Source organism: Pseudoalteromonas sp. 31A1, from assembly GCF_011378815.1.
In the GTDB taxonomy this organism is placed as follows: domain Bacteria; phylum Pseudomonadota; class Gammaproteobacteria; order Enterobacterales; family Alteromonadaceae; genus Pseudoalteromonas; species Pseudoalteromonas arctica.
Genome location: NZ_WTKY01000020.1, coordinates 20,826 through 40,063, shown reverse-complemented (window position 1 = coordinate 40,063; position 19,238 = coordinate 20,826). Strand labels below are relative to the sequence as shown.

Sequence of the window (19,238 nt, the reverse complement as noted above, 5' to 3'; positions counted from 1 at the left end):
TTAGAGTCAATGAATATAAAGGGTTATGACTATATGGCTAAGTGAAATGTGATTTTTAGACAGTAAATAAGAGGTTAGCTTTTAAAACAAAGCATTTAGAGTTACAAATCTAAGTTTTTAATGAGGGCTGATTTCGTATTGTTATTATAATGACTAATATAAAGCATCATGTGATGCTAATGCTGTCTGGCTAGTAAGTATCTTTTCACATAACTCTAACTTCCTATGAATTATTAAAATAGAGAGTTAGAAATGAAAAAGAAACGAAACATAGTCTTAAGTATCAATCCTTATAATAAAAAGCAGGGTATTTATGGGGACCATTGGCTATTAATTAAAAAGGCTTTAACGATGGCTCACAATAGTTACCCTAGGCTATCTGTAATCCGTTTTGACTTACGTATAACTGATATTAAGACCGATGATCCAAGTATTATTCTAGATGGTGTTATGAAGCGATTCTTTACATCCCTACAATCCAAAATAAAACACAATTCTAAGTTTAAAGCTCATGCTAAAACTCAATATTTGAGATATGTTTGGGTCAAAGAAAAAGGTAATGAAAAGAATAAAGAGCACTTCCATATTTGTATTTTTTTAAATAAAGATGACTTTGGTTTTGTAGGTCAGTACAGGAAGGATAAAAGAGGAAATAAAAAAGTAATAAACACTTTACGTGAATCTATAGTTCAGGCATGGGCTACAGCTATTAATGTCCAGTTACTAATGGCTGAAAGATTGGTTTACTTTGGTAAAAAATCAGTTCATTGGCTTGATATAAAAAGGCATAACTATTCTGCCGATTTAGAAAACGTCAAGAAAAGACTTTGCTATATGGCTAAAGTAGAGACTAAAGAATTTTATGCAAGGAAGATAGGTATCGGAAAGTATGAGATTTATAAACCAAATAGAAAAGCTCTAGCTCTACAGCAATAAAAATAATTAATTAGAGAGAAGGTAATACCTTCTCTCTATGCTTATTTATCATTTATGACATCACGTAAAATAATTAAAATTGCAATTACATGTGTGACTAACCGTGCAGTTTTATTACGTCTAAGCATTCTACCTCCTGTTTTAGTTGAGCTAATAAATTAAGTTCAGCAAAAGAGGCGTATGAGTTACCAATTATTAAATGATCCAATACCTCTACATCTATTAACGACAGAGCTTTAATCAGCTTACCTGTTATGAGCTTATCCGCTGTAGACACCTCCACGCTCCCAGAAGGATGATTGTGCGCTAGTATGACACTAGCTGCATTAACCCTTAATACGTCCTTTACAACCTCTCTGGGATGCACTGAGGCTGAATTGATTGTTCCAAAAAATAGCTCTTTGTATTCAATAATTTCATTGTTATTACTCAAGTAAATTATTGAGAATACCTCTCTCTCATAGCTACCTAATTTCAGCTTTAGAAAATCTACAGTTGATCTTGGGGAGTTAATTTTGCCTTCCCTTTTTAATCGTCGAAATAATATTCTTGATGCCAAATCAACAATTTCATCGTCAGTCAAAATTGTATTATTTGTGCTTGGTAGTTGCTGGCTTTTTAACATGTGGACCTCTTATGAATTGTTTGCTCATAAAGGTGATATAGATTTGAAAGTATTTGGAATAGTGCTTTAGAAACGCAAAGGAAGCCTAAAAGTATTTTTTTACGCAACTCCTTCATTAGATGACAAAAATTAGGAGTCATCAAATGCGTTTAATCAAATTAAAAGAAGTAATCGAAAAAACATCACTTGGCCGCTCAACAATTTATGAGTTTATGGCTAAGGACACATTTCCAAAGCAAATATCGCTAGGTGCAAAATCCGTAGCCTGGCTTGAATCTGAAGTTGATGATTGGATAATGGAAAAGCTCGGTAACAGAGATAATGGAGGGATATAGTATGCAGCTAAATACTATATGTAATAGCTCATATCAGGTCGGTTCTGTCTTGAAGTAAAGCTCAGTTTTAAATTAAGTAATCGTAATAGTTTAGTGGTCAGAAGAGTAACTAATTTTGGCCACAGCTTTTCTCTCAATGGGTGGCCAAAATCACTCTACCACTGCAAATCCAAATACCATGGCAAACGGATCGAGTGAATTAGAAAATAAATCTGATTTAAATATAGTGTCATTCTCAATATTGAAAATAACAGACGTTTTAAAGCTATCGGCGTCATTGAGACTATTTGTTACATGAGAAATTGCTTTTTCTAAATTTATATCTGATATAAATGGCAAAGTAGGCATAATAGTTTCCGTTGAAGAATAAATACCTTACTTTGACAGAAACTATTTTAAAAACAAAGTCTTTAGCTATTAATTTGATTAAGTAACTTTACTAAAGAACGTCCTAATGCCGCAGCCATATTTACGGGTACAGCATTGCCTATTTGTTTATAAGCAGCTGTTAGCGGTCCTTGAAACTCCCAGTTGTCCGGGAATGTTTGAATGCGAGCATATTCCCTAACTTGTAATGGTCGAGTTTCTAATGGGTGGCAGCGCTCTGTTTGCTTTTGGGCAGGTGCAGTTGTTAGTGTAAGACTAGGTTCCTTTAGGGATAGGCGTCTAGCCATGCCTGTTTTGCCACCACCTAAGAAATAGCTACCTTTCATATATTCTCTTTGCAGTTCATCTGGAAGATCGCGCCAATAACCCCCTTGAGGAACTAGAGACATTATTTCTCGCTTTCTCTCAGGGTAAACTTGACCGGGTGAAGATGGTACATCAGTCGTGAAGAGGTCGCCTTTATAGAAAGCATCTTGCAACGTTGTGATACGTTTATATGGCGAAGGCCACTCGAAATCAGGCGCATCTGCTAAATCTTTGCGAATAGCGACTAAAATTAATCGCTCACGCTTTTGAGGAACTTTATAAAAAATTGCTTTTAGAACTCGTGGTTCTACCAATTTATATCCTAATTCATCGATAACATTTTTAATAACTTCTAAAGTTTTGCCACCATCGTGGTTTAATAGAGCCTTGACATTTTCAGCCATAAAAACCTTAGGTTGTAACTCTTTTATCGCACGAGCCATTTCAAAAAATAATGTTCCTCGTGTATCTTCGAAACCTAGGCTTTTTCCGGCATAAGAAAATGCCTGACAAGGAAAGCCACCGGTTAAAAGGTCAATATCTTCTTCAATTTTGGTGAAATCAACTTCACTTATATCTCCCCCAACGACATTCCACTTTGGGCGATTAGACCTTAAAGTAGAACAAGCGTGTTTGTCTAGCTCATTTAGAAGAACACTATGAAACCCTGCTTGCTCCATTCCTAACGCTAAACCACCACCACCAGCAAATAATTCAACTAAGTTATATTTGCGTTTAGGTTCTATTTTAAGATCTTCATCCCATTTCGTTTCGATTAAGCTTATGACTTCAGGATGATGATCAACTTGATCAATAGATATTAGGCCGCTTTCAGGATCAGTCGTAATCTCTCCACGCTTTATTCTTGCATTTATAGTGGCCTTTGATTGAGATAAAATATCTGCAAGAGCTTCTATACTGAATAGTATTGGTTTTTCATTAGATTGGACATCAAACATATGACGCTTCCACTTTATTAAAATTAAACACTGTTTCAATATACAGTGTTTTTATCTGTTGGTCCAGTATTTTATCTATTCTATTTGTAATTAATTTGATCAATAATGAGTTTTTATATAAGGGACTAATATGAAAGCATTTGATAGAGAAGCTGTAAAATCAGCGATAAAAGAGAGTGTATTGCGTGTCTATGCAGCTCAGCATAGTGATTTAGATCTTTACCGCAATACATTGGATTGTTTTTCATCTTCCATCGACTCCGTAATTCAAGGGATTAGCTTAGATGAATGGATGATCCAAGAAAAAGAAAGACAAGTTCAAAAGACAAAGCAAAATGCTATCGGGACTTTGCATGAAGAGGTTATGGGAGCTATTCCAGGAGTAGAAAATTTACCCGTAGGTAATTTAATAGATATTATATCAATAGGACATAGACTCGTTGCAGAAGTGAAGAACAAACACAATACAACAAAAGGTAATCATAAAGTGGCTATTTATCACGATTTAGCCCAGGCACTTGTTACTCGAGCAGGATATACAGGCTATTACGTAGAGATATTACCTAAAGGTCAAAATCAATATAATAAACCTTTCACGCCATCAGATAATAAAACTAACAGAAAGCTACCTGAGCGAGCTGATATTCGAGTGATTGATGGTAAATCTTTTTATGAGCTTCTTACAGGTCATAAAGAAGCTTTATCTGAACTTTATTTGGAGCTACCAGCTCTTGTGGCTGAAATTATAAATGAAAAATACAAAACAGCACTGAAGGCTAATCGGATAACAGAGTCAGACGCGTTTACATACAACTTTTCAAAGGCATACGGTGAGTAATAAATTTATAGAAGTTCAAATAAAAAAACTTAACGAAATCGCTAAAGTTAAAGTTAATAAGGATTTAAAGGGTACTTGGTCGGAAGGCAGTATAACTTATTTAAATGGGATATATGATGAGCTAGAAGAGGTAACAGAGGAACTTAACTCTGGCCGTCAATGCTATTTAGAGGATGAGTTAGGCGATGTACTTTGGGATTACTTATGCATGATACAACACTTGGAACTAGAGGAAAAAGTATTAGTTAATAAAGTATTTGACAGAGTTGTGAAAAAGTACAGCGAAAGAGTTATAACTCTGGAGGAAGGAGAGACTTGGGGAGATGTCAAAGCTAGACAAAAAACAAAGCTACAAAGCGAATTTAATGAGACTAAGCGTTTAAAAATATAAGAAGCTTTTCTTGTTATTGCGCTGGTTCGACCATTTAAGTTTAATACTCAGATACAATGGTAAGCATGAATAAAGTAGCAAAACAGTTAGAGCATCATTTTGTCAAATCCATATCAGAAGGACATTATAAGCCTGGAGATACATTAATTGCAGAATCTTCCCTAGCCCTAGAGTTAAATGTTAACCGTTGCTCTTTACGAACAGTGTTAAAAACTTTAGAGAAAGATGGCTGGGTTGCAATTAAACATGGCCAACCCACTATAGTTAACGATTTTATTAGCAGCTGTACTTTGAATGCAGCCATAGAGCGTGTAAAAATTGTAAACGATGATTATTGCAAGCAAATTAAAGCTGATGCTTGCGAGTCACTGTTAGATATATTGGAGATATTAGTTAGATCCGATAAGGATGTCGTTCAGGTTATTGAAAGTCAACTACCTTTATCGCTAAATGTAGATGATCTTATTGCATTTGAAGTTTGGCTTGCCAAGCTAGTATCTGCGAGAACAAGCAACATGGTTTATAAATTACTTTTAAATAAACTTATACCCTTGTATCAAATTTCTGTTGTGGTTTTGAGTGAAAGTGAATTAGATTGTAGAATTGGCAGGTATAAAAAAATGATTTCTTGGAATAGGAATGGGGCTCAGATGTACTAGTTCAGATATAGTACAAGTAAGCCATATTCATTTCTAATACCCCAGAGAAGCCTTAATTGTCTTGTAGTTTATATTTACCCACTCATTATTAATCGGCCCCCAAGAATGAATTCTGTAGCAACCATTCTTGCTAGCGCCAGAAAAAGAACAATCAATATCCAGCTCTCCTAGGGCGTTTATTGTATCTTGGATAGTCCTACGTGGGGCGTCAATTTCAGCAATTATTTTTGGTAAGGTATTAAATCCACGCTCAATCAAAGCTGCAATAAAAATTCTTCTGTAAAATGAAGACTTAGTTTTTGTCATATATTTATACTAATATCTTTTGATGTAGCCTTTAGGTGTTTTTTGTACCTCTATTAGGCTTTTAATTTTAAAGCTAATTCAAGCTCATTATTGACTTTTTCTTCTACTCTCTTATTTAAATCTTGAAATATAGAAATCATATCCATAATGTCAAAAGAGTTGTTCGAAACAAGTCCCCATAATTCATTGCCGACAAGTAAGTCTTTTCGATCGTAATATGTAGAAAATCGAGAATATTCAGTACAAGAAGGATCCTGTATCGCTTCAGGGTTGTAAGGTATAGCTATGTAGGCTCTAACATCGGCATCTTTATTAATGCTCAACCTCATAGCTGTCCACCTTAATAACTTTCGCTTCAAAACCCTAAACTCTTTTTTATTTGGTTTTACTGTTGTTATATCAATGTAATATTCAACACCCTCAGGAGTTTTAATGAAAACATCGACAGTACTATCTGGATGCGTTACCACCTCTCCTGGTGTAACTAAGTTTCTTATTTCTTTTAATTCATCATTTCTGTTTGCTTTATAGTTTTTACTTTCAAGAGTTTTATCTAAATATTTGGATGTTTCTTCATTAACTTCACCACTTATAGTGTGCTGCAATTTAACTTCGTATCCTACTTCATCAGCTAGAATCTTACATACTTGTTCATAAAAGCTCATCCCGAAAGTCGTACTAATAGAATGACCTACTTTCCCATATAAAGTTACCTTATTACCTAGAAGGTTCAAGAAAAAAGGACTAACGTCGCCATTTGCTATGGCCTTCGCATTACTTTTCACTCTGTCCTCTATTTTTAATATTGTTTCTAACCTCTCCTTTATTTGTGTCTTTAGTCGCTCTTTTTTTACTTTTACATCTTCCACTTTCATAAACTCTTTAATAATAAACCGTTTCAATATATCTTATTTTACAAGTGTTTATAATCACAATTTGTGTTTTTAATTTATCAACGAGTAGAAACTGTTTCTAATCCTTTCAAAAACAAACTAAGCACATCGAAAGTTTCACATTCAAATGCTAATTCACCGTTACCAGCATAAATCTCAGGTTCTTCATTACTTCCTTCATTAATTGCTTCAACTATTACATACCTAGGCATATCTTCTTCTCTTTGTTCTATATCAGCATCATCCACCCATAATACATAAAACTGCTCGCTTACATTGAAGTAAAAGCTTGGACACTGATCGTTATGCCAGCTTTTATCTATTAGATAAGGGTGATCTTTTAAGTCGAAGCCTAAATCAAAGTTTTCGTTAAATTCTTGTTTGTATAATTCCATTTTTACCTCTAGTTATAAATTCTAAATTAAGCATGTTTATAACGCTAAACAGGATTCAGTAATTTATTTTAAATCGTATGACTATCAGTCCAATTCTGAGTGAATATAATTTTCTTTCATTATTTCAATTAAAAATTATTGTTATGGCTATCTGTACCGTAAGTATTTCCTTCTGAATCAAACCCACCGTATCCCCCGTTCATTACTAGACCGCTAGCAGGGTTAATGACGATATCATCGCCGCTAGAAGTGCAGCTATCTGAACTCAAACTAGATGTAGTAGAGCTTGAGTAACTATTACTTGATTGGCTACGCGCTTTACTACGATTTATTGCTGCTCTATTGTTCGCAATTCTCATGTGTTTTTGTTCTCTTGCAGACATTGGTCGTTTATAAGTATCTATTTCTGGGCTATCTCCCAAGGACATTAAACCCTGTATAAAACAACACTTACCCCATATCAGTATTAACATACCAATTAGTACTGAGACTTTTGCAATAACAAAAAATGAAGTAATAAATATTAAAATTCCAACGAGTACTTTGCCCATAGCAGTAAATCCTTATAAAATCTTGTAGTTTGAAATTGTGAACTGGAACTGATTTTGAATTCGTTTACCACTTCTATTTTTCAGTGGTTCAGGAAGTAATTGATTAACTAAAGTGGCATCTTTCAGATTTTTTAATAAGAAGGTCTTAAACCTAGTTTTATCCTTACTTTCGGTTTCACCGCCTAAGTAACCTCCAAGTACCTTGTAGTTATTGTTCTCTTCTAACTTTGTTGCTATTTCGTCATGATCTTTACCAAGAAGCAAAGCAAGAAATGAACTGTCAAAATGTTTCTTAAAAAAAGCATATGCCTCAAAGTCAGATTTAAAGTTAAGGCTATGTATGTCGCTACTACTTATTAATTGAGCTAACTTTCCAGCTTTATTATAACCAAGCGCCTTTGCATTCGATCTTTTTTGCACTCCCTTAGAATCAAGCCAAGCCCACAGATAAGTGGCTTCTTTACAAGGAAGGAATATAATTTCTTTCTTTGGGTTATTTTCTGTATCTACTAAATAAATTGTTAATTGAAATCTTAGCTTTTGACTGGTGTCAGCTTTGGAGTTTAATTCGATATGGTGGATCAATAGGCTCATAGCTTCAGACTTCTACGCTGTATATAATAAAGGTGTGATCTTTGTTTCTGCAAATAACTGAACAATATCCCAGCCCGTTAAAACAAACACATCAGAGCGCTTCTCAATTTTTCTAAATTGTTTTGAGGTCGATCCTGGGGTTAAATAAATAGCCGCTGAGGCATTATGGTTTTGTTTTACTTCCTCTAAAAGCCCAACCTTTTCTGCGTTCCAAGAAGTATCTTGCAATCTTTTAAAAGTAGAGTTAATACCTAATTGAACAACTGCTGTATTTTTGCCTTTTGACACTAGAAGTAGCTCATCGTCGATAATACTTATTTTATATTTAAGTTTTTTAAGGGCTAATATAGCTTGTTCTTTAAACACTGAGAGATTAGCAAGATTATGTGTCTGGTTTCTGAGAAAGATGCTTTTGTAATATGCGTAACTTGACTCCCTTAACATCTCCAGTTCAACAGCATCACTATAATTATAAATACCGGTGTCTAGTTTTATCCCATTGCGCTTTACTTCAACCATTAAACAATCGGCCTTCATTCTAGAAAAGCTTCGTAAATTTGCTCTTTTAGATATATCCATGAAAGGTTTGATAAGTTGCAGGTAGGGTGAGTAGTCTGAGCTTTCGTCTTTGCCCTCAGAGGTAAATGATAAGAGACCATTCTTGATAGACAGTAGTTTTTCAGCAATGCGATTCATGAGAGTTCCTAGTTAAGTTATATTTGAACCGCCTAGGGACTTTAATAATTGAGATCTAAATTGCAAGGTTTTTTTGAAATATTTTAATTTCTAATAGGTTAAATATATATTCAAACTAACTTTTGGAAGTTTCCAAGATAACTATAAGAAGAGGTAATAAATTAAACTTTATAGAGAGATTGTGATTACTTTAAGGGTGAATAGATGAATGAAAATTTGCTTTGGCTTGTTCCTGCGTTAACTTTGACTTTAATTATTATTAAATTACAGTTTGATTTCGGTATAAGTAAATTCGTGATGGCTTTAACCTTAATGTCATTTACGGGGTTCTCATGTTTTCTGTTTGCATTTTATGAGAATGAGTACGTAAGCCTAATAAATCTGGTACTTATAACTCTTCAATACTTTGTGAAAGCGTTTTTAGTTATGACTTTATGCTATTTCATAGCTTTTAGTGTGTATTGGTTTTTTAAAGATAGGGAAACTTTAATTCATTGGTTCAAAGGTAAGTATTAGCTTGTTAATTACACAAAGCTATCTATATTTTGGGTTTGACAGCTAAACGATGGGTTCGCTAAAAATAACGCCTTTATCAAGCGAACAAATATCCGCAGAGAGCGGAGTTAAAATTATCTATATTGAAAGAGCTTTAGAAGCAATTAAGAAAGGCGGTGTATATCAGCTGAACCAGCTTTTATCGATACAAGGCGTTGGGATCAAGACTATTGAAAAAATATTTTCATATAGTCAAAAGCTAGATAACCATTTACAGCAGAGTGATTTATTTTCATAATAACCAAGTTACCACAATTTTTGATTCGCATGTAAGTGAAGGGTGCCTATGTCTTTGTTGTTTGGAATAAGCTCAAACAAGAAGACTGGCTAAATTTAAAAGCACAAATAGCTTAAAACTATTTTAAAGGGAAGCGTATAGCTTCCCTTTTATGCCGTGCTTTTGGCTGGGCTTTGAATATCAGATTAACTTACTTAGGTTATCCTTCAAAAAACTGATTGTTTTGTGACTCTTTGTAGAAATACTTCAATTCTAAGTTTATATTCTTTTTGATTTCGCTGAACCATGTTAAGTCTTCTGTGAGTGGGACATTCCCACCAATAATCCATATTTCACTACAAGCTTCAGTGCCTGGATATAAAGCATATCGAAGTAATTGACCAATAGCGGCTTCAATATCCTCTTTAGCATTTGATTTAAATTTTAGCTCAGCAACAATGTTTGCGTTCGTTTCTGTGTTCTTTAGAACTACATCACGAATGTGGGCGCGCCCTAAGTCTTCGCTTTGCTTTGCAATCGTATTGTGACGATATTCTGAGTTATGCAACCACTGAATAAACTGCCCCTCTAATTCAGCTTCTCGATATTGAACCTCTATAGATTCAACTTGCTTTCTTATAGCTGTTTTTAGGGTTAAATCATCTTCTTCTAATGCTAGATCGTTTAAGTGTTTTTCTTCGTAAATTACCCAAAGTATTATATTAATAAGTAACTCATCATATTCATGCTCTAAGTTGTTGCGTATAAATTCTTTTAACCGAATATTAGCGTCGAACCAGTTAGAATATTTATATTTAAACCCCCACCTTTGGGTGAAATATGAGCATATGTACTCAAATGCATCTTTGGTAACGGTAGTGGAAAAGTGTTGGGGTGCAGCGGCTGCAAAAACACGATTGAGTAGTGCTTTATGTAAGTATTTTACTTTGCCATCGTCTTTCAGTTTTTGTAACTCTTCCTTACATTCTTGGTAAGTAACTAAAGATTGGCTATTAATTATTTTTTTAGTAATACTTTTTAAAGTATTTTTAGATAATTCAAACTCCTCTTTAGATAATGATCCCTGCTTTAAGCTTGAGATATCGTTGTCTCGGCTATACCAAAGATCCCATAATAGCTGATCGCTTATATCGGTTTCGTTTTTAGCGTTTGATACAGTGCTAACAATTTTTTGATAGCCGATGTACCAATCATGGCGATCAGTTTGGCACGAAGAAATCATCGCACTGAAAAAGCTATCAAGGTGCGGTGTTTCTGTATTGGCGTAATTAGTGGGGATATTCGGTAAGCGGGTGATATTGAATTCAGTTATGAAATTACTTAAAAGTTCTAATTCATTAAGCTCAGAAATTGTCTTTTCTGTAAGCTTTTCCCTATCGGACGTTAGCACTAAAGAACTGATGTTGTAATTAAACTTATACTCAATACCGCTACTGGTGAATCTAAAAGCAATATAAATTCCAATAGCGCGACCAGCATCACGTTCTCTTCTGCCTACGCATACTTCCCATTTATTAGATGTAGGATCGCGAAAATATATATCTAAACTCTTCTGATTATAAAGTTCTAACAACTTGAAAAAGGCAGGAGATACATCATCTGTCCAATTTATGGAGTATTTTTTGTAGCTAGGGTGATCTTTTATAGAGGCTATGAGCGTCATATTAAGTTCCTTCTCTTATGATTAAAAGTAATTACATAACTTATAGTACATAGATTACGTTGGCTTTATTACTCTTTTTATTTTTAGAAGCACTATACCTCTCTTCTGTAGTAAACTTACTTATTATTACGAAAAGTACAAAAGCATAGTTTTACTTTTAGTACCCACATTAGTACCCATAGGCTGCGGCCTTTAATTAAAGGTCATATAAATCAAATGAGTAGAGCAGGAATACAGTGGTTCCCTGGGCATATGAATAAAGCCCGCAATGAAATTAAAGAAATAATGCCACAAATGGATGTGATCATTGAAGTGCTTGATGCGCGCATTCCCTACAGTAGTGAAAACCCGATGGTGGCAACCTTGCGTGAAGGTAAGCCGGTCATCAAAATTATGAACAAAGCTGATTTAGCTGATCCTAAAATGACTCAAATCTGGAAAGATTATTTTGAGCAAGAAAATGGCGTTAAAGCTATTTCTTTTGGACATGATAAAGCGGCTGAAGTACATCGTATTAACGAACTTTGTAAAAAGTTAGTGCCGCATAAAGTGGGTGCCGATAAGCAAATTAAAGCCATGATAATGGGTATTCCTAACGTGGGTAAATCTACGTTAATTAATGTACTAGCTGGGCGTATAGTTGCAAAAACAGGTAATGAACCTGCGGTAACTAAAGCGCAGCAACGCATTAAGCTTGAAGACGGTATTATGCTTTACGATACGCCAGGTATGCTTTGGCCAAAAGTAGAAAATGAAAACTCTGGTTATCGCTTAGGCGCTACCGGTGCCATTCGTGATACGGCGCTTGAGTATGAAGAAGTAGCTAGCTATACCGCTGAATATTTATTACGTGCATACCCAGAGCTTTTAAAAGCGCGTTATAAGATTGCCGAACTTCCTGAAAGTGATTGGGAGTTTGTTGAGATGGCGGGTAAAAAACGTGGTTGTATTCGTGGTGGTAATCAAATAGACACGTACAAAATGTCTGAAATACTAATCAACGAATTACGAGACGGTATTATTGGTCGCATTACTATGGAAACTCCGCAAATGCGTGAGGAAGAAGAAGTAATGGTTGCTGGTTTGCGTGCCGCTGCAGAAGCTAAAAAACAAGCTAAAGAAGAAGAAAAGCTTCAACGCCGAGCGCGAGCTCGTAAAAACCGTCGTTAATATTTAACCAGAGTTCAGGTTATTTAATTAAAGTGATTTAGTTTTACTAAATTACAGACATAAAAAAAGCCCGTAAGGGCTTTTTTAGTTTCATATCTACCGTCACCGATATGAGCAATGTAGCAAGTAAAATAGTAGGGCGGTTACTCATCATCAACATCAAGGGGCGTTGTGGTTCATAACAAGTAACCATAGCTGTTTACGTGCGCCACACGTTGTTTCAGGGTCGAGAAACAAATCAATTCATTCCTTAACAAGTAGTATGCAATCCGTCTTGTTGATATTGATTATCAGTTAGATCTAACTGTCTGTCAATACCTAAATGCAAATAATTCTTATTATTGTGGCGCTTGTTTTTTATTCATATATAAATCGGCTAGTTAGCACTGCCATTTCATAAAAATGCTTATCTTGGTTAAACAATTAAGAATAGATGTTTAATGCTTATTGAATAATTTGATATGAATTTTTATTATAAAAGTATTAATCTTTCGAAGTTAAAATAAATTCAAGCTAGGAATGATTTTATCGCCTTCCAAGACAGCGACTGCTTTGATATCAAATAAAATAGTCTCTTATAAAATCTTAACCCCCAAAGATCGACAGCCTTTAATTAGTGGCTAAAAATATTCGTACTTAATTGGATATTTTAAGCCACTAACGCACTTTATTTGCTGTTATACGTAAATTAATCTGCTCCACTAGTACTTTATCCTGCTTGTTTAGACGCCCTACAATGAGCAAGAAATCACTACCGTCAGTTTTTATTACTTTAATGCTTGTGTTATCAAGTTTGGTTTTACCATAGGTGGTTTCTATTTTTTCTATGTCTTTAAAGTGACTAAGATCCGATTCAAGCCTGCCGTCATCGTTTTTGTAGTAACTAAAAATATAGTTCTCGGTTATTCCGTTACCGTCTTCTCGGTAATCAAATACTGCATCGCTATAAAAATAAAGTATTTCTTCGTTTTCAGGTGTTAGGCGATTACGTTTTAAAAAGTGTACTTGGTAAGACCATAAACTATCGCCTTTTATAATTGCGGCATTGGGTAAAATATTTACTTCTTGAAGTACGCCTAAAAATAATAGAGGTGCAAACGCAAGCGAGATTAAATACTGTCTAATTCGCCAGTACGAGTTGTAATGTAGGGCTTCTTTACTTGTATCGGTTTGTTCAATGTAACTAACTAGAGGCAACCATAAAAATGGCATTATACAAATCACTATGGTTGCGTATTCGTCCATACGATAAGCAAAGGCGCTGGCAAGTACCATTAGCCAGAGTGTTAAGGCAGTCCAGTTAGGCATTACTCTATTTTTGTTTAACTGTTGTTGGCTGTGCTCTGCAAGTGCGAGATACAAAGGGTAATACCATAAAAATGCAAATATACCTCGAGCAATAGGCATAATACTTGAGTTATCGCGCTCTTTAATGGCTTTAAAGTTACGATAACTCCAGTAGTTAACAAATATGCCTAAACTTAAAATACTGTAAATAATAAACTTACTTACAGATACTGCATAAAATGGACTATCTTCAAATTTCACTTTTTTTGCTGACTCTAATCGCCAATCGGCGAAAAAGAATATGAGTACTAAAATATAGCCAGCCAACACATACTTAAGCCAGCTATAACCAAAGCTATCTAGCACATCAGCTGTTGTTTGAGGCGTTTCGGTCGTTTCCGCGTATTTTAGAATAGGGTAATGGGTTGCTGATATTAACTTTTTACGCTGTGCTAAATAATCATCTATTTGAGCGGCTTTAATATGATCTTGTTTTGCGTAATAGTCATAGCTCAGTGTTAAAATATTATCATTAAATTCAGTAGTTGTTTTTAGGTTGAAGTAGTCGTTATCAATTTCTTGTTGGTCGCTATCAAATCCCCAACCTTTTTCTGCAAAATGTAGTTTTATTGTGGTGTTAATTATATTGGGGTAGCCAAAGTAGAGTGGGTCGGTGCGATTTACCTGCTTTGGTTCGTAAACGCTATTTTGTATTTCATTCGCGTAAAAACTAGCTTCGTAGCCTTCGTCTGTTTTTTCCCAAAATTCACTAATTAAATACGATTCTTTGGTTATTAGTTTACCCGTTTGTTCTTGCTCACTAATAGTCATTGCTTCATTGATTGATAGACCCTTTAAAAAGCCTTGGTAATACTCGAAGTAAGATTTAGCAACGCTATTTAGACCACTGCTGGCTATACTGCTTCTTCGGTTAATAGCTTCAAATTCAGCATAAGTGTACTGGGTTTCAAAACGTGATGGCTCAGATACTTTTTCAGCAATAAAAAAGTTATCTTCTACAGATACATTTGTATGTACAGGTTTTTGCGCCATTGAAGTTAAAGTGGTTTCACCTTTATCAATAATTAGGGCATAGCCATAATCAGGCTGTGCTAAATACTCAAGAGTACCTCGTTGGTAGCTAACCGTAGGATCGAGCCAGTAGCGTTTTCCGTTTTGTTTAAGCGTAACAATTACGTGATTAAATACACTTGCAGAAGGTGGAAGTTCTTTTAAACGTTTGGTTTCCTCTGTATCAACTAGCGCAGGGAAGGCCTCTATATCCATCGCTTTTAGTAACGAAATAAGCAGTACTGTTTTATCTTTACAATCGCCATATCGTAGCGAAAGCGTTTCTGAAGCTGACGTTGGTTGATGCGAGTTAGTGCCCATTTCAAGCCCTAAATATCGAACTTCGTCTTGGCTAAAGCGCAGTGCTGCGGCAATTTTGTCTGATGTTTTTGTGTGTTTTGCTTTTATTTCTTCAGCTACATCCAAAATGCTGTTTGGGGTTTCTATGGCTGATTGATAAAGTGGATATGCCCAGTTAACTACCTGACCCCAATCGTCAAACTCAGAAAAGTAAACTTGTGTATATGGGTCGTACCACGTTGGGGTTTGAGAATTTTGCTCGAGTAAGGGTTCTTCAAAAAGAGTTATAGAATAATCTTTGCCATATTTGTTAAGCGTTTCTTGAATATCTGCTGTGCCGTTTATTATATTAATATGTAAAGGCGTTTGTTTACCCCAAAGTACACGCATATTTTGTTGCACTACAGGTACCGACCAGTTAAGCGTGCGTCTTGTACTAAATTTATTAGCATATATAGGGTTGCTACCTGTCACTGTGTAGCTGTAATCAAGTATGTCGCCACTGCGCATATCATCAATAATAATATTGAGTGATAAGCTACCATTATAAATACGATCAGCTAACTCAGATTCACCTTGTATAACCGTCATTCTCGCGCTGCCAAGCTTATCAATACGCTCATTATTTCTAATAATCGTTAAGCTGTTTAATGTTAGCGACTCGTAACTTGGATCAAAATCAAGATTAAGCTGGCTTATATAATCAACACCACTTTGATTTAAAGCTTTCATAACCAAACGCGTATAGCGTTGCTGTTTTTGTCTGCTCGGTATATAGGATTGGTTATCGAGTAACAAATAAAGTGTGCCGTCACGTACTTTGGTTATGTCGGAATGCTTGGGTTGCTCAATAATATGTGTATTAACCCAATTAGCTGGTTTATCTATTTTATATTGCTGCGCAAAAATATTATGAGAGAAAATTAATAAGGTAAGTGCAATTAGCCAAGAGCTGAGTCGAAGGAAGTTCCATTTCATTGTAGGGTCTTATAGTTGTTTTTATAAATACTATTGAAGGAATAATGTACCAAATTCAGGCTTTTTTGACAATGAGATGTTAATTGAATCCATCCACATATTTATATCTATAATTATGATAATGAATAAGTTCAGCTCAATTTAGCTTATTATTTATATGCATAGGTTATAAATACAATGAAAGCATAAAGGTATTTAATTATCTCTAAAAATAGCTTTGCTATTTGTCTTATTGCTCGGCACACATTTTACTTTGCAAAATACACTATGCTTTTATAAAGCACGCAACCACCGCATTTACCGCTCAGCAAATGGGTGACTTGGTCGGTGTTAGTCGCTCTACAGCACGCCGTTACTCGGAGTATTTGCTTGAATCAGTAAGTTAACAGCGGATCAAAGTTATGGCAGTATTGGCCGCCCTGAACGTTGCTATAAAATAGCGAAGTAACTTTTTGTACCTAAGACTTAAATGTTAAATTCCATCTATTTCAATGCCTTACGTTTTTTTTGTTATGTTTGATATTTAATAGATACTGACGATAAAAAAAATATGTTGAATTGATTGCATTTTAAGCGGCTTGTATGGTGATGTTCGCTTTAAGTGATGTTATACTCCTGCGGAATAATTTATCGACTTTATTAAGAGCAAAATTAATGGCAGATTTATCGAAGTACAGAAACATTGGTATTTTCGCGCACGTTGATGCGGGTAAGACCACGACTACTGAGCGTATCCTAAAGCTTACTGGTCAAATCCATAAAACTGGTGAGGTTCATGATGGTGAATCTACTACTGACTTCATGGAACAAGAAGCTGAGCGCGGTATTACTATTCAGTCTGCGGCTGTAAGCTGTTTCTGGAAAGATCACCGCTTTAACGTTATCGATACTCCTGGACACGTTGACTTCACAGTTGAAGTTTACCGTTCACTTAAAGTACTAGATGGCGGCATCGGTGTGTTCTGTGGTTCTGGTGGTGTTGAACCACAATCAGAAACTAACTGGCGTTATGCTAATGATTCAGAAGTTGCACGTATTATCTTCGTAAATAAATTAGACCGTATGGGTGCTGATTTTTACCGTGTAACTGAGCAAGTACGTAAAGTACTTGGCGCAACTCCACTAATCATGACTTTACCAATTGGTATTGAAGATGAGTTTGTTGGTGTTGTAGATGTTTTAACTAAAAAAGCATACGTTTGGGATGACACTGGTCTTCCTGAAAACTACGAAATCACAGACGTTCCTGCAGACATGGTAGATAAAACTGACGAGTATTATGAAATGCTTGTTGAAACTGCCCTTGAGCAAGACGATGCACTACTTGAAGCTTACATGGAAGGTGAAGCACCTTCTTTAGAAGACATCAAACGTTGTATCCGTAAAGGTACTCGTGACCTTGCTTTCTTCCCAACATACTGTGGTTCTGCGTTTAAGAACAAAGGTATGCAGCTTATTCTTGACGCTGTTGTTGATTACTTACCATGTCCTACAGAAGTTGATCCTCAACCTCTTATGGATGAAGAAGGTAACGAAAATGGCGAGTTCGCAGTAGTATCTACTGACGAGCCTTTCAAAGCGTTAGCATTCAAAATAATGGATGACCGTTTTGGTGCATTAACATTCGTACGTATTTACTCAGGTAAACTAAACAAGGGTGACACTATCCTTAACTCGTTTACTGGTAAAACTGAGCGTGTTGGCCGTATGGTTGAGATGCAAGCAGATGATCGTAACGAATTAACTAGCGCACAAGCTGGTGACATCATTGCTATCGTAGGCATGAAAAACGTGCAAACTGGTCACACATTATGTGATCCTAAGCACCCAGTAACACTTGAGCCAATGGTATTCCCAACTCCAGTAATCTCGATTGCTGTACAGCCTAAAGATAAAGGCGGTAATGAGAAAATGGGTGTTGCTATCGGTAAAATGGTTGCAGAAGATCCATCTTTCCAAGTTGAGACTGATGAAGATTCAGGCGAGACTATCCTTAAAGGTATGGGTGAGCTTCACTTAGATATCAAAGTAGATATTCTTAAGCGTACTTACGGCGTAGACCTTATTGTTGGTCAACCACAAGTTGCTTACCGTGAAACTATCACTAAAGAAATTGAAGATAGCTACACGCATAAGAAACAATCTGGTGGTTCTGGTCAGTTCGGTAAAATCGACTACCGCATCAAGCCAGGCGAAGTTGCTTCAGGTTTCACGTTTAAATCATCAGTTGTTGGTGGTAACGTACCTAAAGAATTCTGGCCTGCAGTTGAGAAAGGCTTCAAGTCAATGATGGGTACTGGTGTTCTAGCTGGCTTCCCTGTACTTGACGTTGAAATTGAACTTTTCGACGGTGGTTTCCATGCCGTGGATTCATCTGCAATCGCGTTCGAAATCGCTGCTAAAGGCGCTTTCCGTCAATCGATCCCTAAAGCGGGCGCACAACTTCTTGAGCCAATCATGAATGTTGACGTGTTCACTCCAGAAGATCACGTTGGTGACGTAATCGGTGACCTTAACCGTCGTCGTGGTATGATGAAAGACCAAGAAGCTGGTTTAACAGGCAGCCGTATTAAAGCTGACGTACCGTTATCAGAAATGTTCGGTTACATCGGTACACTACGTACAATGACATCTGGTCGTGGTCAGTTCTCTATGGAGTTCTCACACTACGCTGCATGTCCGCAAAACGTTGCTGATACAGTAATCGCTGCAGAAAAAGAGAAAAAAGCTGCTAAGTAATTAGCTCTTTAACTCTTTAAAAAAACCCGCACATGTTGCGGGTTTTTTATTGCCTATAATTTGGTTTTATTTTTTTAGTTGTTTATAACTACTTTTTATTATTAATTAGTCCTATGTTACTAATTAATAAAAAGGTACTAGAAAGCAATTTATTTACCTCAATTACTTAATTGGTTGGTTTATAAGAGGTTAATTGTAAAGTAAATGTAACTGTATGAATTTTAAGAACTTCTGTTGATGCATCTATATACGTAATGTAGAATACTAGCACTTTTAGACTAGAGCTCTAAAGTCAGATAAGGAAGTCTCCGCAGCAGAGACGTTTGCTATTAATTCTATATAAGACGTAACAATCATGAAATCTAT

The 19,238-nt window shown here is 35.7% G+C and carries 19 protein-coding genes and 1 pseudogene; 9 read left to right on the top strand and 11 right to left on the bottom strand.

Features of this window, described 5'->3' with window-relative positions; all coding sequences use genetic code 11:
- Nucleotides 1-252: 252 nt before the first annotated feature.
- The gene (locus GQR52_RS16465) at nucleotides 253-936 is read left to right on the top strand and encodes an inovirus-type Gp2 protein (RefSeq protein WP_165729125.1); all 684 of its coding nucleotides are present in this window, start codon (nucleotides 253-255) and stop codon (nucleotides 934-936) included.
- 97 nt (nucleotides 937-1,033) lie between these two features.
- Here the strand turns inward: GQR52_RS16465 and radC are convergent, their stop codons facing one another.
- Nucleotides 1,034-1,561 (bottom strand): DNA repair protein RadC, encoded by a 528-nt coding sequence (gene radC / locus GQR52_RS16460; RefSeq protein ID WP_165729124.1) that lies wholly within the window; start codon nucleotides 1,559-1,561, stop codon nucleotides 1,034-1,036.
- A 143-nt stretch (nucleotides 1,562-1,704) separates the two neighbouring features.
- On the opposite strand from radC, the gene GQR52_RS16455 reads away from it, so the two are divergent.
- Nucleotides 1,705-1,896, top strand: coding sequence for an AlpA family transcriptional regulator (locus GQR52_RS16455; RefSeq protein WP_165729123.1), 192 nt, complete (start codon nucleotides 1,705-1,707; stop codon nucleotides 1,894-1,896).
- Between the two features lie 150 nt (nucleotides 1,897-2,046).
- Here GQR52_RS16455 and GQR52_RS16450 read toward each other — a convergent pair whose 3' ends face one another.
- Together GQR52_RS16450 and dcm are read right to left on the bottom strand one after the other, a co-directional pair.
- Entirely contained in the window at nucleotides 2,047-2,244 is a 198-nt protein-coding gene (locus GQR52_RS16450) for a hypothetical protein (RefSeq protein ID WP_165729122.1), read from the bottom strand.
- A gap of 62 nt (nucleotides 2,245-2,306) precedes the next feature.
- Nucleotides 2,307-3,548 (bottom strand): DNA (cytosine-5-)-methyltransferase, encoded by a 1,242-nt coding sequence (gene dcm / locus GQR52_RS16445; RefSeq protein ID WP_165729121.1) that lies wholly within the window; start codon nucleotides 3,546-3,548, stop codon nucleotides 2,307-2,309.
- 130 nt (nucleotides 3,549-3,678) lie between these two features.
- Here dcm and GQR52_RS16440 point away from each other — a divergent pair, with 130 nt between their 5' ends.
- The 3 genes from GQR52_RS16440 (at nucleotide 3,679) to GQR52_RS16430 (ending at nucleotide 5,436) form a co-directional block, all read left to right on the top strand.
- On the top strand, nucleotides 3,679-4,386 hold the full coding sequence (locus GQR52_RS16440) for an Eco47II family restriction endonuclease (protein WP_165729120.1): 708 nt from the start codon (nucleotides 3,679-3,681) through the stop codon (nucleotides 4,384-4,386).
- Nucleotides 4,379-4,777 carry a MazG nucleotide pyrophosphohydrolase domain-containing protein gene (locus GQR52_RS20575; RefSeq protein WP_206017524.1) on the top strand — a complete coding sequence of 133 codons (399 nt, stop codon included), beginning with the start codon at nucleotides 4,379-4,381 and terminating at the stop codon, nucleotides 4,775-4,777. Before GQR52_RS16440 ends, GQR52_RS20575 begins: the two co-directional genes overlap by 8 nt.
- A 65-nt stretch (nucleotides 4,778-4,842) precedes the next feature.
- Complete coding sequence (locus GQR52_RS16430) at nucleotides 4,843-5,436, top strand: GntR family transcriptional regulator (protein WP_165729119.1); 594 nt, start codon at nucleotides 4,843-4,845, stop codon at nucleotides 5,434-5,436.
- Nucleotides 5,437-5,469: 33 nt separating this feature from the next.
- Here GQR52_RS16430 and GQR52_RS16425 read toward each other — a convergent pair whose 3' ends face one another.
- The 6 genes from GQR52_RS16425 to GQR52_RS16400 form a co-directional block, all read right to left on the bottom strand.
- Nucleotides 5,470-5,742, bottom strand: a complete 273-nt coding sequence (locus GQR52_RS16425) for a helix-turn-helix domain-containing protein (RefSeq protein ID WP_165729118.1) — start codon at nucleotides 5,740-5,742, stop codon at nucleotides 5,470-5,472.
- Between the two features lie 53 nt (nucleotides 5,743-5,795).
- A complete protein-coding gene (locus GQR52_RS16420) occupies nucleotides 5,796-6,617 on the bottom strand; it encodes a TdeIII family type II restriction endonuclease (protein WP_165729117.1) in 822 nt (273 codons plus the stop codon).
- Nucleotides 6,618-6,694: 77 nt separating this feature from the next.
- Entirely contained in the window at nucleotides 6,695-7,030 is a 336-nt protein-coding gene (locus GQR52_RS16415; RefSeq protein WP_165729116.1) for a hypothetical protein, read from the bottom strand.
- A 128-nt stretch (nucleotides 7,031-7,158) separates the two neighbouring features.
- The gene (locus GQR52_RS16410; protein WP_165729115.1) at nucleotides 7,159-7,458 is read right to left on the bottom strand and encodes a hypothetical protein; all 300 of its coding nucleotides are present in this window, start codon (nucleotides 7,456-7,458) and stop codon (nucleotides 7,159-7,161) included.
- Nucleotides 7,459-7,593: 135 nt separating this feature from the next.
- Nucleotides 7,594-8,175 (bottom strand): hypothetical protein, encoded by a 582-nt coding sequence (locus tag GQR52_RS16405; RefSeq protein ID WP_165729114.1) that lies wholly within the window; start codon nucleotides 8,173-8,175, stop codon nucleotides 7,594-7,596.
- 12 nt (nucleotides 8,176-8,187) lie between these two features.
- The gene (locus GQR52_RS16400; RefSeq protein ID WP_165729113.1) at nucleotides 8,188-8,871 is read right to left on the bottom strand and encodes a hypothetical protein; all 684 of its coding nucleotides are present in this window, start codon (nucleotides 8,869-8,871) and stop codon (nucleotides 8,188-8,190) included.
- A gap of 565 nt (nucleotides 8,872-9,436) precedes the next feature.
- Here GQR52_RS16400 and GQR52_RS16395 point away from each other — a divergent pair.
- Nucleotides 9,437-9,664 (top strand): helix-hairpin-helix domain-containing protein, encoded by a 228-nt coding sequence (locus GQR52_RS16395; protein ID WP_165729112.1) that lies wholly within the window; start codon nucleotides 9,437-9,439, stop codon nucleotides 9,662-9,664.
- Between the two features lie 199 nt (nucleotides 9,665-9,863).
- Here GQR52_RS16395 and GQR52_RS16390 read toward each other — a convergent pair whose 3' ends face one another.
- The gene (locus GQR52_RS16390; protein ID WP_165729111.1) at nucleotides 9,864-11,327 is read right to left on the bottom strand and encodes an ATPase; all 1,464 of its coding nucleotides are present in this window, start codon (nucleotides 11,325-11,327) and stop codon (nucleotides 9,864-9,866) included.
- Nucleotides 11,328-11,543: 216 nt separating this feature from the next.
- Between GQR52_RS16390 and ylqF the strand changes: the two genes are divergently transcribed.
- Nucleotides 11,544-12,497: a ribosome biogenesis GTPase YlqF gene (ylqF, locus tag GQR52_RS16385; RefSeq protein WP_149613480.1), complete on the top strand. Its 954-nt coding sequence runs from the start codon at nucleotides 11,544-11,546 to the stop codon at nucleotides 12,495-12,497.
- A 657-nt stretch (nucleotides 12,498-13,154) separates the two neighbouring features.
- Here ylqF and GQR52_RS16380 read toward each other — a convergent pair.
- Nucleotides 13,155-16,133: a DUF3857 domain-containing transglutaminase family protein gene (locus GQR52_RS16380; protein ID WP_165729110.1), complete on the bottom strand. Its 2,979-nt coding sequence runs from the start codon at nucleotides 16,131-16,133 to the stop codon at nucleotides 13,155-13,157.
- A gap of 296 nt (nucleotides 16,134-16,429) precedes the next feature.
- On the opposite strand from GQR52_RS16380, the pseudogene GQR52_RS20570 reads away from it, so the two are divergent.
- Both GQR52_RS20570 and fusA read left to right on the top strand, forming a co-directional pair.
- A pseudogene (locus GQR52_RS20570) lies at nucleotides 16,430-16,581 on the top strand (two-component system response regulator); the annotation flags it as partial.
- Nucleotides 16,582-16,787: 206 nt separating this feature from the next.
- Nucleotides 16,788-18,872 (top strand): elongation factor G, encoded by a 2,085-nt coding sequence (fusA, locus tag GQR52_RS16370; protein WP_024593825.1) that lies wholly within the window; start codon nucleotides 16,788-16,790, stop codon nucleotides 18,870-18,872.
- The last annotated feature ends 366 nt before the right edge of the window (nucleotides 18,873-19,238 follow it).